The following is a 12,336-nucleotide window of genomic DNA, read 5'->3' as shown; positions in this document are numbered from 1 at the left end:
TGAGCGGTCCTACGGAGCCCCGCCGCCCACGCCGAGCACCCGGCCCACCAGGTCGCCGCGGCTGTGAGCCCCGCTCTTCGCGAACAGCGCCTTGAGATGGTCCTGCAGGGTCAGCGGTGAGATGAACAGCCGCTCGGCGACCTTCCGGCAGTCCGCTCCCCCGACGACCGCCTCGAGGACCTCCCGCTCGCGATCGGTCAGGCCGTACGCCCGGGAGAAGAGATCGATCCGATCCGCCGGGGTGGCCGGCTCGATCGTCACGGTGATCTGACCCGACGGCTCCACGCGGGAAGCCTGGAGCCGGATCCACCCGCCGCGAGTGAGGTGGACCCGCGCCATCGCCTCGTGTCCGTCGATGCCCAACTCGCGGGCGCGCAACTGGGCGGCGACGTTGAACGCGGCGGCCGGGATCGGGGACCGGCCCGGGCGCGGCGGCAGCAGCCTGGCGAGCCAGGCATCGGCACCCGCCGTCCATCCCTCGACCCTGAGCTCGTCGTCGAGGAGCACGACGGCGGGCCCCGGTGGCGGCGATCCGGGCAGAGGGGTGGCCTGGTCTGCCCCCGGGGCGGGACCGAAGGTCGACGCACACCCGCGACGGGTCGCTTCCGTGAGCGGCGGGACCAGGGAAGCGACCGTTGCGATCTCCTCCTCGACGTACGGACGTCCGCGGCGCCACAGGTCTAGGAACGCCCAGTACCCGTACCGGTCACGCAGGACGACCGAGAGCACGTCCCGTACGTCGTGGGCGGCGAGCACCGCCAGCCAGGGGTCGGCACCGACCGGTGCGCCGGGGAGAGGTGCGACGTCGGCCAGCGTCGTCCACCGGTTGACCCCGCTGGTGTACTTCGCCCCGATCAGTGCTGGCAACCGGTCGAGACCAGGCACCCGGGCGATCGGATCGACGCCCACGGACGTCAGGGGATCGGTGAGGACCCAGACATACCAGTCGAACCCGATCGTCGGTCGGATGGCCTCGAGGACCGCGCGTCGCAGGGCGCGGAGGTCCGGCTCGACGGCGCAGAGGCGTTCGATCCGGTGGGCGAGGGTGGACCGTCCTGCGGATCCACGAATGGACACACCTCGAGGGTAAGGCGCCGGGCTCCGGAAGAGCCGACACCGGCCCTGGTCCAGGATTCCGGCCGGAGCCCGTCGAGGATCGGGCCCTGCCGACAATCCCAGATGCCTGGGATGGGGAAGCGCCGTGCTGCCGGCGACGCTGGAAACATGACCACCACACAGACCGGCTCCACCACACAGACCGGCTCCACCACACAGACCGGCTCCGGCACACAGGCGAGCGCCAGCCCATCGGCTCCCGGGACACCACCAAGGGCCACCACGACGCTGCACATCGAGCACCCGGTGACGGACTACGCGACCTGGCATGCCGCGTTCGATCGGTTCGCAGCGGCCAGGTCGCAGGCGGGGGTCCGCGCCTACACAATCCGTCGCCCCGTCGATGACGACAGGTACGTGAGCCTTGACCTCGAGTTCGATGATCGCGAGGCCGCGGCCCGGTTCCTCCGATTCCTCGAGGAGAAGATCTGGGCAATCCCCTCGAACAGCCCCGGCCTCGCGGGCAGTCCGGTGACCCGCATCCTCGTCACCTGCTGACGGCAGCCGGCTCCGGAGACACCGGCGCATCGCCCGATGCTGGGACAACGCGACGAGCGGTGCCCCGATGAGCCCGAGGATAGGAATCGCGCGGACGATGAGCCCGTGCCGCAGCAGTGCCAAGGCGATCACCACCGTGTCGATCGGGGCGACGAGACCGGGTCGGCGCACGGACTGCCGATGGCGTTCCGCCGCCCGAGCTCGGCTGCAGGAGCCATGGATGGGACGCCGTGGAGGGCGAGATCGTCGTCGCCGGCTGACACGTCGCCTCCTCCCGGACGGCCGAACCAGCGATGCATGATGAGTACGAGGAAGGAGGTGCGGCATGACCGTCACCCTCAACCACACGATCGTCAACGCGACCGACAAGCACGCCTCCGCCGCATTCCTGGCCGATGTCCTCGGGCTCGCGCCGCCGGTGTCCTACGGCCCCTTCGTCGTCGTGCAGGTCGGCGACACCTCGTTGGACTTCGCCGATGACCATGCACCTGAGGGTTTCCAGCGCCAGCACTACGCCTTCCTCGTGTCCGAGGAGGAGTTCGACGCGATCTGGGCACGGATCAGGGCCCGCGGCCTGACCTTCTGGGCCGACCCCTACCACCATCGTGAGGGAAGCATCAACCGCAACGACGGCGGCCGGGGGCTCTACTGGAAGGACCCGAACGGCCACAACCTCGAGATCATCACCGTCCCGTACGGCGGCTGGCGCTGAGACGGCGCCGGTACTCCAACAGTTCATCCGGACGACGTGCCCCTGTCGCCGAATTCCCAGTGACCTCTCATGGCCGGCCCGATGGGATCGGACCTGATGCTCCCTCCCGGGGGGCCAGTCTGAGAGGAACTCGATGCGAAGCCTGAGTCTGAAGAACCGCCCCAGGGCGGGTGCCGTCGCCGCGCTCGCCGCCGTGGCCCTGACCGCTGCCGCAACGGCCGGCGCGACCGGCGCGTCCGCCGCGAGCAAGGCCACTGAGAACAGCCAGAACGGCCCGGACCACGTCTTCGTGATCATGATGGAGAACCACGGCCGGGACCAGGTCATCGGCAACACCGCCGACGCCCCGTACATCACCTCGCTCGCCCAGCGCTACAACGAGGCCACCGGCTACCACGGCGTCACCCACCCGAGCCTGCCGAACTACCTGTCGGCCATCTCCGGCTCCCCCCAGGGCATCTACGACGACTGCAAGGCCGGCGCCACGGTGACGTGCGCCCCGGAGGAGTTCGTCTCTGGCTCGTCCGACCCGCTCAACGCGTACCTGACGCCGGCGCAGATCGCCAGCGCGTCGGCCCAGCCGCACATGTTCTCCGGTCGTACGATCGTCGACCAGCTCGAGGAGGGCGGGAAGACCTGGAAGGCCTACATGGAGAGCATGCCGGCCACCAACAAGCAGGTCGAGTACGCCCCGGTCGTCGGCGGCAAGACCGTGAAGCTGTACGCGCAGAAGCACAACCCGTTCCTGTACTTCTCCGACATCGTCAACTCGCCGGCTCGGATGGACAAGATCGTCCCGCTGGAGAACAACCTCAGCGCTGACCTGGCCTCGGGCAACGTGCCGAACTTCGTCTGGATCAGCCCGAACCAGTGCCATGACATGCACGGTGTCTCGCCATCGTCCGCCGCGCTGGTCAACATGCCCTCGTGCGGCTACCCCGACTCAGGCCTGGACCACGGCGCCATCAAGCTGGGCGACGACTACGTCAAGCAGCAGGTCAGCGAGATCATGAACTCCACCACCTGGAAGACCACGCACTCGACCATCGTGCTCGCCTGGGACGAGAACGACTACTCCGGCTCCACCGGCGGCCCCGGCAGCCCGGTCGGTGTGAGCACCCCGAACGGCACCACCCCCGCCACCCTCGGCGGTGGCGACGCCCCGCTCATCGTGATCAACTCCGCCGCGGGCCCGCACAAGACGGACACCCAGGTGACCGACCACTACACGATGCTCTCCACGATCGAGCACCTGTGGCACCTCGGCTGCCTCGAGAACACCTGCTCCCCGACCACCTCCGGCACGTTCACCGACCTCTTCCGTCCGTGATCGCGGCCTCGCCCGCTGGCTGCTGAACCGGCCCTAGAGAACGAAGCGAGAAGGTCCCTGCGGCTCTGCTGCTGCGGGGACCTTTCTCATCGCCGATCCTGGAGGTCGCAGGCCGGCGAGTCGTTGGCCACCACCCAAGCCCTCTCCCTACCTCCCCCGTTCCATAGGTTTGCCCTATGACCCCACAGAGGCACCCTGTCGGGGTCGCGGGAGGGATCGCGGGAGGGATCGCCTGGTCGAAGACCCTTGAGCCCCTTCGAGGCCCTTGGGACGATGGATGCACCGGACGACACCGAAGGGCACTCGCCATGAGGACGCTGCACACCGCCTACCGAGTCACTGACCTCGACGCCTCGATGGGGTTCTATCGGGAACTCGGCTATCGGGAGATCGGCCGTGGCGAGATGGCCGACGGCACCATCCTGGTCGTGCTGAAGTTCCCGGGCGAGGACGTGGGCAGCCTGGAACTGCTGTACCGCCCCTCCGACGGGCCCGTCGACCTGGGCACCGGCTTCCACCACCTCGTCGTGCAGGTCCACGACCTCGACGCGTCGATCGCGGCGCTGACCCTGGCAGGGCGACGGCCGAGCGCCGCGGAACGCCCGGGCGGCCCCGACGGTCCTCGCACGTCCATGGTCGCCGACCCCGATGGGTACCTGATCGAGCTGGTGGAATGGCCCCGAGGACACCCCGACGGCCTCACCGTCGAGGACTTCCGGTCGTAACGGGCCCGCCTTCGCTCCTCGTGGCCGGCGAAGGGGATGAGTGCAGGACGCACCTTCAGGCCCCCGTACGCCCCCCGACGTACGTCAAGTGCCGCTCCCGGGCCGATGTGCGAGGCCCCGCGGATAGGGAACAGTGCTGCCATGATCGTTGCACTCGTTCCGCAGATGATGGGCCTCTTCTTCGGCCACGGCTGGATGATGAGGCCGTACGGCTTCGGGTTCCGAGGACTTCCCGTCCTCCTCGTCCTCCTCGTCCTGTTCCTCCTCATCCGGCGCGCCCGGCACCGGCGAGCCCACCATGGTGGGACCGGGTATGGCCGGCCGGCGGCCACTCCTCCTCGTCCGACCACCGATCCGGGCGCCGCGCCCGAGGCCGAGGCGATGCGCATCCTCGCGGACCGCCTCGCCGCCGGAGACATCACCCCCGAGGACTATCAGGCCCGCGTCAACACTCTGCGCAGCGTGCGTGACCAGGGCGATCCCCTGGCGTGAGGGACGGCCGCGGTTCAGCAGTCGGGGTTCCAGCAGTCGCGGTCTGAACAGCCGAGTTTCAGCAGCAGCGGATGCCGCCGGTGGATTCGCCGAGGAAGTCGCGCGCGACGCCCAGCACCTCCGGAACGACCGTGTAGTGCGCCCACCGCCCCCGCTGCTCTCGCGTGATCAGGCCGGCGTCGACCAACTTCTTCAAGTGGTGGGACAGCGTCGGCTGGCTGATCCCGAGAGCGTCGGGCAGGTGACACGCGCAGGCGGTGCCATGCTCCGACGAACAGATATGGGCGAGCAGACGCACCCGGGTCGGGTCGGACAGAGCCTTGAAGATCTCGGCCAGGCAGCCGGCCCGCTCGGCCGGCATCAGCACAGCAGGTGCCGGGGCAGGCAGACAGGCCTCGCCCGGCTCGACGAGGAGGGGTGCGTCCAGAGTGACCCGTGGCATCGCACCACCCTAACCCACACATTGACAGTCATCAATACATCAGGGAAGACTGTCCATCGACGATCGTCGATATGGAGAGAGGTTCCCGTGTCCCAGACCGAGCAGGCCGGCATGTACGAGGAGACGACCCATCACGCGTCGGTGGCAGGTCAGCTGAGCATGCTCGACCGGTTCCTGCCGGTCTGGATCATCGCGGCGATGGCTGTCGGGTTGCTGCTGGGCCGTTTCGTGCCGGGGCTGTCCGCCGCACTCGACACGGTGAAGATCGGTTCGGTCTCCCTGCCGATCGCGATCGGCCTGCTGGTGATGATGTATCCGGTGCTGGCCAAGGTCCGCTACGACGAGACCCGTCGCGTCACTGCCGACCGGCGGCTGATGGGACTCTCCCTCGGCCTGAACTGGATCATCGGCCCGGCCGTCATGTTCACCCTGGCCTGGCTGCTGCTGCCCGACCTGCCCGAGTACCGCACCGGCCTGATCATCGTCGGCCTGGCTCGCTGCATCGCCATGGTGCTGATCTGGAACGACCTGGCGTGTGGCGACCGTGAGGCCGCCGCCGTTCTCGTGGCCGTCAACTCGATCTTCCAGGTGATCGCCTTCTCCGCGCTCGGCTGGTTCTACCTCCAGGTGCTCCCCGGCTGGCTGGGCCTGCCCACGACCTCGGCGGACTTCTCGTTCTGGGCGATCTTCGTCTCGGTGCTGGTCTTCCTCGGCGTTCCCCTCGTAGCGGGCTTCCTCACCCGCCTGCTCGGCGAGCGGACGAAGGGCCGCACCTGGTACGAAGGGCGCTTCCTGCCCCGCATCGGTCCGCTGGCGCTCTACGGCCTGCTCTTCACGATCGTGCTGCTGTTCGCCCTGCAGGGCCACCAGATCACCAGCCGTCCGTGGGACGTCGCCCGGATCGCCCTGCCGCTCATCGCCTACTTCGCGATCATGTGGCTCGGCGGGCTCTTCGCCTCCCGCGCGGCGGGCCTCGACTACGGCCACTCCGCCACCGTCGCGTTCACCGCCGCCGGGAACAACTTCGAGCTGGCCATCGCTGTAGCGATCGGCACCTTCGGAGTCACGTCGGGTCAGGCCCTCGCCGGCGTCGTCGGACCGCTCATCGAGGTCCCCGTCCTGGTCGGTCTGGTCTACGTCGCCCTCTGGCTGGCGCCCCGGCTGTTCCCGCACGACCCGACCCTGCCCACCCGCTGAGCCACCCGACCTCGATCGCACCCCACGAGAGGAACCATCGTGACCGACAAGCCCTCCGTCATGTTCGTCTGCGTCCACAACGCCGGCCGCTCCCAGATGGGCGCCGCGTACACCCACCACCTGTCCGGGGGGAAGGTCGAGGTCCGCTCCGCGGGCTCCGCGCCGGCCGATTCCGTCAACCCGGCCGTCCGCGAAGCCCTGCTCGAGGAGGGCATCGACATCTCCGCCGAGAAGCCCAAGATCCTCACCCCCGAGGCCGTCCAGGCCTCCGACGTCGTGATCACCATGGGCTGCGGTGACGCCTGCCCGTTCTACCCCGGCAAGCGGTACGAGGACTGGGTGCTCCAGGACCCCGCTGGCCAGGGCGTCGACGCCGTACGACCCATCCGCGACGAGATCCGGCGCCGCGTCACTGAACTCCTCACCGAGCTCGGCGTCGAGGTGCTGCCCACCCCGGCCGAGGCGGCGCGCTGAACCGTCAGGCGTGCTCCCCGGCCAGCCGCAGGCCGAAGCCGATCATCACCGACCCCGTCACCGCGTCGAGCCCGCGACGTACGCGGCGCCGGGTCAGGACGCGGCGGGCGCGGTGCGCCGCCAGGGTGATGATCGCCAGGTAGAGCGCCGAGATGGCCGCGTGGAACAGGGCCAGAGGGATCGCCTCCAGCGGCGTCGCGCCCGCTGGCAGGAATTGCGGCAGCACGGCGAGGTAGAAGGCGAGCACCTTCGGGTTGGTGATGTTTGACGTGAAACCTTGGCGCCAACCCGTATCACCGCGCACGAGGCCCCGAAGAGCAACCTGAGGACGTCGTCGAGGACGCACCTCACAGGCATTCACTGAGTGTGACCTACGCCACTACGCTCAGGCCAGGGGCCGTACGGATCGCTCCAGCGCACATCGTCGTGCCTGGCCGCCGGCACAAGGGGATTCCATGGCGCGTGTTCGACTTGCCATCGCGTACGCGGCGATCGCCGCCGCAGCACTGCTGACCCAGGGCGGCGCGGCCCACGCCACCCCACCACCACCGACCCCGACGGCCGGCACGAACGTCCGCGTGACCCTCGACAACGGCACCTCCACCTGGAAGAGCGCCGACCAGCTGGCCGGAGGGTCGTACACCGACGCCGTCCTGGCACGCTGCACCACCGATCGCCGACAGCAGAACGAGCCGACCCTGGCCATCGACCCCCGCAACCCCGACGTGTGGGCCGCCGGCTCCAACAACTACTGCACGACGGCCACCGTCGGCGATGCGTGGGCCGGGTTCTATCGCAGCAGTAACGGCGGTGGCACGTGGACCAACAGCCTCCTGCCCGGCTACCTGGGCGACTCCTCCACGCAGGGCGCCGCCTCGCCACTGAGCAGCCTGGTCGCCGGCGGGGCCATCGCCTCCGGCGACCCCGTCATGGCCTGGGACGGCAGCGGAAACCTCTTCTTCATGGGCAACAACTTCAACCGCGGGACCGACAACGGCAACTCAGGCTTCACCACCCGCGACAACATCGGGTCGGTCTGGGTGGCGACCTACGCACCGAAGGACCCGAGTGACAACCGCACCGACGGCCAGAAGTACGTCCGCACCGTGGTCCTCGCCCAGAACACGTTCGGACTCGGCTCGAGCAACGACAAGACCGCCATGGCGGTCGACCCCGCCACCGGCATCGTGTACGCCGCCTGGTCGGACTTCCGCGGGAGCGGCGGCGCGAGCATCATGTTCAGCCGGTCGACCGATCATGGTGCATCCTTCAGCACTCCGGTCCGGCTCTCCGCCGCCACGTCGGGCAACCAGGGCCCCTCGATCGCGATCGGTGCCGGCGGTCAGGTCTTCGTCAGTTGGGTGGGGAGTGCTGGTGGCCCGGCCATGAACTCGGTCACCGGTGCAGCCTTCGTCTCCTCCGCCGACTACGGGAAGACCTTCACGAACGCCCGGATCGCGGTCCCCTACCGCGCGTTCGACTCGTCCCAGTTCTCCGGTAACGGCGCCCGCGACTGCGGGGACGGGCCGTACGCCTGCCCCACCGGCTTCACCTTCCCGCGCTTCGATCTCGCCCAGCCGTACCTCGCGGCCGACACCGTGCACGGGACCGTGGTGATGGCCTTCCAGACGGCGTTGCCGTCGGGTCAGGGACAGATCCAGGTCGCGACGTCCACGGATGGTGGCAGCCACTGGTCGACCCCGACGGCCCTGGCACCGTCCGGCACCGGGCACCAGTTCTTCCCCTATCTGGTCGCCTCGGCCGGCCGCGTCAGCGCTATCTGGTACGACTCCCGCGGGGACGGGGACTACGCCGCGACCCGGCCGCCGTGCAACAGCGCGACCGGGGCCACCAGCGCCTGCCTGAACGTCCGCTACGCCGCCTCCACCGACGGAGGGAGCACCTGGGGCACGAGCATCCGGGTGACCAGTAGGCCCTTCAACCCGAACTACGAGCAGTTCGGCGGCCGACGCGTGCCGTTCCTCGGCGACTACATCACGGTCGCCGCGCAGGGTGACCGGATCGGCGCCGTCTGGGCCGATCAGCGTGACACGGTCGCTGCCGCGGATCGCACCGGCGACGCCGACGGCGCCGATGTGGCGGGTGATCCGGAGACCGGTGGCACCTGCACGTCGCTGAGCACCACATGCTTCGACACCTCGGGCGGCCTGGACCAGAACGTCTACGCGGCGGTGATCCGGCCCTGACCCGCTTCACATCGCGTCCTCATGTCGCGCAGCAGGACAGCATCGACACGTCCGTGGTGAAGGCCTGACAGGCGATCTTCAGGCCCTCGGCCATCGTGAGGTACGGGGCCCAGCGGTGAGCGACGTCCTCGATGCCGAGGTTGGCCTCGAGGATGTGCACCCCGGCGGCGGCCAGTTCCCCGGCGTCCTTGGCGACCGCGGTGATGCCGAGGATCCGGCCGGTGTCGGCGTCGGCGTTGATCTTGATGAAGCCGCGGGTGTCGCGGTTGACCACCGCCCGCGGAACGTACGCCAGCGGCAGGACCGCACAGTGGCAGCGGTGCCCGGCGGCGACGACCTGCTTCTCCGTCAGGCCCACCGCCCCCACCGCCGGGTCGGTGAAGGTCACCCGCGGCAGCGTGTTGTAGTCGACCGTCCGTCGCGCGTCGCCGAAGGCGTTGTCGACCACCATCGCGCCGTGGTATGCCGCCACGTACACGAACTCCGGGTGGGCCGTGACGTCGCCGGCCGCCCAGATCCGGGGGTTGGCGGTGGCGAGGTCGTCAGTGACAGCGATCTGCCCGGTGGGTCCGGTGTCGACGCCGACCCCGGCCAGGCCCAGTCCGTCGGTGACCGGTCGGCGGCCAGTCGCCACGAGCACCCGCTCGGCCCGGAACTCCTCCCGCTCCCCGCGCACCGTCACCGTGGCGACGGCCTCTCCGGTGGCCTCGACCCGCCCGAACGCGGTGACCTCGGCGCGGCGTACGACGCGGATCCCCTCGTCAGCGAAGACCCCCTCCAACGTCCTGGACACCTCGCGGTCCTCATGGGAGAGCAACCGGGAGCGGACGAGCATCGTCACCCTCGACCCGAGCCGGGCGAAGAGCTGGGCCAGCTCGAGTGCCACGTACCCACCGCCCAGCACCAGCAGCGACGCGGGCACCTCCTCCAGCGCCATCGCGGTCGTCGAGGTCAGGGGATCCACGTCCGTGAGGCCCTCGATCGGGGGCATCCACGGCGCGGAACCGGTGGCCACCAGGTAGTGCCGCGCCTCGACGCGTACGCCTCTGCCGTCCGGCGCGCTCACCCGGAGCCATGGCACCTCCGGCGTACCCGTGAAAGCCGCCTCGCCGGTCAGCATCGTCCAGCCGTACGCCTCGGCGACGTCGGCGTACTTCTCCGTCCGCATCGTCTCGACCAGGCTCTGCGTGCCCCCGACGAGAGCGCGCAGGTCCGCCGGACCCGCAGCGGCCGCGATACCCGGGAAGCGGCCGGCGTCCATGGCGACATGCCGCGCGTCGGCGGCCGCGATCAGCGCCTTGGAGGGGATGCAGCCGGTGTTCACGCAGGTGCCGCCGAGGGTGCCACGTTCGATCATGGCCACCGACAGTCCGCGTCCACTGGCCCGGATCGCCGCCGCGAAGGCAGCGGCGCCGGAGCCGATGATGGCGAGATCGACGCTGACGTCGTCCATCTCCTGCCTGCCCGATCTGCTCGTCGTATCCGCTGTACCCGTCGTGACCGATGTGTCCATGTCGGGCACCTCCCGCCTCCATCGCCATCCGATCTCCTGCAGTGATACTCCCCCGCAGTAGCCAGATCCGCGGGTCACCCCACACGCGACAAGTGATCTGCGCCACAATCAAGGCAGAACCGAACCGACGGAGGTGCCGGCCATGACCCAACTCGTACGCGTCCAATCCTTCAGCGTGTCCAGCGACGGCTTCGGCAGCGGGGAGGGACAGAGCCTGGAGCGTCCCTTCGGCAGCCTCGACCCGGCGGACCTGCATGCCTGGGCCTTCGCGACGGCCAGCTGGGTCGGCCGGCGGGAGCCCGGCGGCAGCCGCGGACTGGACGACTACTTCAGCCGGGACTTCTCAAACGGCATCGGCGCCGAGATCATGGGGCGCAACAAATTCGGACCGCAACGCGGACCCTGGCAGGACCTGAGCTGGCAAGGCTGGTGGGGCGACGATCCGCCGTTCCACACCCCGGTGTTCGTCCTCACCCACCACCTCAGGCCCTCGTTCAGCCTGACCGACACCACCTTCCACTTCCTCGACGCCTCACCCGAGGAGGCCCTCGCGACGGCGAAGCAGGCGGCGAACGGCGGTGACGTACGCATCGGTGGCGGGGTAGCGACCGTACGGGAGTTCCTCGCCGCCGGCCTGGTCGACGTGCTGCACATCGCCGTCGTGCCGATCACCGCCGGACGAGGTGAGCGGCTCTGGGACAGCCCCGACGAGCTGCTCGACCGCTACCACCTGGAGAAGGTCCCCAGCGTCAGCGGCGTGGTGCACCACCTGTTCTGGCGGGACTGAGGTCCACCGGGTCGGAATCGCACGAGGGCCGGCCCGAACCGCCTACGGGCTGCTCACGAGCTCACGGCGCCGTCGCAGCCGCCGGGCTTCCATTCCGATGCCGGGCGTCGGCGCCCGGCGGCTGAATGGAACGACGGCGCCTGTGCGGGGTGGTCGGGCACCGCGACCCGGCCAGGCCCGGACGGGGGGTGGGTCGGGTCAGCCGCCGAACGGCGCCGGGTCGCAGTTGTCGTTGGACGCGTCGCAGCCCACCTGGAGCCACTCCCAGAAGGTCCGCGGCTGACCGTTGATCGCGTACAGCACCCGGGGGTCATCCCCGCCTGCTGGCCGGTCGTGCGCAACTGGGCCAGCAGGGCGGCGCTTCCGCAGGACGTGCTGGCATTGGGGATGATCGGGCGGAAGTCGGTGAAGTTGAGGTAGCTCGTGTTCCCGACCACCTTGGCACTGATCAGGCTCTGGGAGGTGGCCGGGGAGAAGAACGACACGTACCCCTGAGCCGTCTCGGCGATCGTCGGGCCGACGACCAGTTCCCTCATCGTCGCCGTCAGGACGTCACCGGAGGCGGGCACCGTCCGATGGACGGCATAGACCTGGGCACAGTCGGTCGATCCGGGGTTGAGCAACTGGTTGCCGTAGTAGAGGGTCACCGTCATCGTGGCGGCCGGCGTCGACGAGGTGACGCTTCCCGACGGCGAGGTGGACGCGTTCGTACGTGGTGTGGCCGGCGATATGGGCTGTGGTGTGGGCCCCGCCGTGGGCATCAGACTGCACGCGCCCACCACGAGCACCAGCCCCAGCGCGGCGACGATGCCGATCAGCTTCCTCATCGGACGCCCCCTCGTG

14 protein-coding genes are annotated in these 12,336 nt (G+C 69.6%); 9 read left to right on the top strand and 5 right to left on the bottom strand.

The window, feature by feature from the left end; translation table 11 throughout:
* Window positions 1–9: 9 nt before the first annotated feature.
* Window positions 10–1,077: a helix-turn-helix transcriptional regulator gene (locus Rai3103_RS07020; RefSeq protein ID WP_153571989.1), complete on the bottom strand. Its 1,068-nt coding sequence runs from the start codon at window positions 1,075–1,077 to the stop codon at window positions 10–12.
* A 147-nt stretch (window positions 1,078–1,224) separates the two neighbouring features.
* Here Rai3103_RS07020 and Rai3103_RS07015 point away from each other — a divergent pair, with 147 nt between their 5' ends.
* From Rai3103_RS07015 to Rai3103_RS06995, 5 genes are all read left to right on the top strand, one after another.
* Complete coding sequence (locus tag Rai3103_RS07015) at window positions 1,225–1,614, top strand: hypothetical protein (protein WP_228489243.1); 390 nt, start codon at window positions 1,225–1,227, stop codon at window positions 1,612–1,614.
* 325 nt (window positions 1,615–1,939) lie between these two features.
* Window positions 1,940–2,326, top strand: coding sequence for a VOC family protein (locus tag Rai3103_RS07010; RefSeq protein ID WP_153571988.1), 387 nt, complete (start codon window positions 1,940–1,942; stop codon window positions 2,324–2,326).
* A 133-nt stretch (window positions 2,327–2,459) separates the two neighbouring features.
* Window positions 2,460–3,656, top strand: a complete 1,197-nt coding sequence (locus Rai3103_RS07005; RefSeq protein ID WP_153571987.1) for an alkaline phosphatase family protein — start codon at window positions 2,460–2,462, stop codon at window positions 3,654–3,656.
* A 308-nt stretch (window positions 3,657–3,964) separates the two neighbouring features.
* Window positions 3,965–4,381 carry a VOC family protein gene (locus Rai3103_RS07000; RefSeq protein ID WP_153571986.1) on the top strand — a complete coding sequence of 139 codons (417 nt, stop codon included), beginning with the start codon at window positions 3,965–3,967 and terminating at the stop codon, window positions 4,379–4,381.
* A 141-nt stretch (window positions 4,382–4,522) separates the two neighbouring features.
* Window positions 4,523–4,873 carry an SHOCT domain-containing protein gene (locus tag Rai3103_RS06995; protein ID WP_153571985.1) on the top strand — a complete coding sequence of 117 codons (351 nt, stop codon included), beginning with the start codon at window positions 4,523–4,525 and terminating at the stop codon, window positions 4,871–4,873.
* 58 nt (window positions 4,874–4,931) lie between these two features.
* Here the strand turns inward: Rai3103_RS06995 and Rai3103_RS06990 are convergent, their stop codons facing one another.
* A complete protein-coding gene (locus Rai3103_RS06990; RefSeq protein ID WP_153571984.1) occupies window positions 4,932–5,315 on the bottom strand; it encodes an ArsR/SmtB family transcription factor in 384 nt (127 codons plus the stop codon).
* 111 nt (window positions 5,316–5,426) lie between these two features.
* On the opposite strand from Rai3103_RS06990, the gene arsB reads away from it, so the two are divergent.
* Both arsB and Rai3103_RS06980 read left to right on the top strand, forming a co-directional pair.
* Window positions 5,427–6,512: an ACR3 family arsenite efflux transporter gene (gene arsB / locus Rai3103_RS06985; RefSeq protein WP_153573652.1), complete on the top strand. Its 1,086-nt coding sequence runs from the start codon at window positions 5,427–5,429 to the stop codon at window positions 6,510–6,512.
* 60 nt (window positions 6,513–6,572) lie between these two features.
* A complete protein-coding gene (locus Rai3103_RS06980; protein ID WP_153573651.1) occupies window positions 6,573–6,986 on the top strand; it encodes an arsenate reductase ArsC in 414 nt (137 codons plus the stop codon).
* A gap of 4 nt (window positions 6,987–6,990) precedes the next feature.
* Here Rai3103_RS06980 and Rai3103_RS06975 read toward each other — a convergent pair whose 3' ends face one another.
* Entirely contained in the window at window positions 6,991–7,290 is a 300-nt protein-coding gene (locus tag Rai3103_RS06975) for a LysE family translocator (RefSeq protein WP_228489242.1), read from the bottom strand.
* 151 nt (window positions 7,291–7,441) lie between these two features.
* Here Rai3103_RS06975 and Rai3103_RS06970 point away from each other — a divergent pair, with 151 nt between their 5' ends.
* Entirely contained in the window at window positions 7,442–9,193 is a 1,752-nt protein-coding gene (locus tag Rai3103_RS06970; RefSeq protein WP_153571982.1) for a sialidase family protein, read from the top strand.
* A gap of 19 nt (window positions 9,194–9,212) precedes the next feature.
* On the opposite strand, the gene merA is transcribed toward Rai3103_RS06970, so the two are convergent.
* Window positions 9,213–10,706 carry a mercury(II) reductase gene (gene merA / locus Rai3103_RS06965; protein ID WP_479685344.1) on the bottom strand — a complete coding sequence of 498 codons (1,494 nt, stop codon included), beginning with the start codon at window positions 10,704–10,706 and terminating at the stop codon, window positions 9,213–9,215.
* A gap of 142 nt (window positions 10,707–10,848) precedes the next feature.
* Here merA and Rai3103_RS06960 point away from each other — a divergent pair, with 142 nt between their 5' ends.
* Window positions 10,849–11,493, top strand: coding sequence for a dihydrofolate reductase family protein (locus Rai3103_RS06960; RefSeq protein WP_153571981.1), 645 nt, complete (start codon window positions 10,849–10,851; stop codon window positions 11,491–11,493).
* Between the two features lie 53 nt (window positions 11,494–11,546).
* Here Rai3103_RS06960 and Rai3103_RS06955 read toward each other — a convergent pair whose 3' ends face one another.
* Window positions 11,547–12,320, bottom strand: coding sequence for a GerMN domain-containing protein (locus Rai3103_RS06955; RefSeq protein WP_153571980.1), 774 nt, complete (start codon window positions 12,318–12,320; stop codon window positions 11,547–11,549).
* Window positions 12,321–12,336 lie beyond the last annotated feature (16 nt).

The sequence above is a fragment of the Raineyella fluvialis genome (assembly GCF_009646095.1).
Taxonomy (GTDB): domain Bacteria; phylum Actinomycetota; class Actinomycetes; order Propionibacteriales; family Propionibacteriaceae; genus Raineyella; species Raineyella fluvialis.
This window is presented reverse-complemented; position numbering and strand designations above follow the sequence as displayed.

Bases quoted from the DNA above. Each gene is read 5' to 3' on its own strand.
- Rai3103_RS07015 (WP_228489243.1), top strand. From the start codon at position 1,225: ATGACCACCACACAGACCGGCTCCACCACACAGACCGGCTCCACCACA.
- Rai3103_RS07010 (WP_153571988.1), top strand. From the start codon at position 1,940: ATGACCGTCACCCTCAACCACACGATCGTCAACGCGACCGACAAGCAC.
- Rai3103_RS07005 (WP_153571987.1), top strand. From the start codon at position 2,460: ATGCGAAGCCTGAGTCTGAAGAACCGCCCCAGGGCGGGTGCCGTCGCC.
- Rai3103_RS07000 (WP_153571986.1), top strand. From the start codon at position 3,965: ATGAGGACGCTGCACACCGCCTACCGAGTCACTGACCTCGACGCCTCG.
- Rai3103_RS06995 (WP_153571985.1), top strand. From the start codon at position 4,523: ATGATCGTTGCACTCGTTCCGCAGATGATGGGCCTCTTCTTCGGCCAC.
- Rai3103_RS06990 (WP_153571984.1), bottom strand. From the start codon at position 5,315: ATGCCACGGGTCACTCTGGACGCACCCCTCCTCGTCGAGCCGGGCGAG.
- arsB (WP_153573652.1), top strand. From the start codon at position 5,427: ATGTACGAGGAGACGACCCATCACGCGTCGGTGGCAGGTCAGCTGAGC.
- Rai3103_RS06980 (WP_153573651.1), top strand. From the start codon at position 6,573: ATGTTCGTCTGCGTCCACAACGCCGGCCGCTCCCAGATGGGCGCCGCG.
- Rai3103_RS06970 (WP_153571982.1), top strand. From the start codon at position 7,442: ATGGCGCGTGTTCGACTTGCCATCGCGTACGCGGCGATCGCCGCCGCA.
- merA (WP_479685344.1), bottom strand. From the start codon at position 10,706: ATGGACACATCGGTCACGACGGGTACAGCGGATACGACGAGCAGATCG.
- Rai3103_RS06960 (WP_153571981.1), top strand. From the start codon at position 10,849: ATGACCCAACTCGTACGCGTCCAATCCTTCAGCGTGTCCAGCGACGGC.
- Rai3103_RS06955 (WP_153571980.1), bottom strand. From the start codon at position 12,320: ATGAGGAAGCTGATCGGCATCGTCGCCGCGCTGGGGCTGGTGCTCGTG.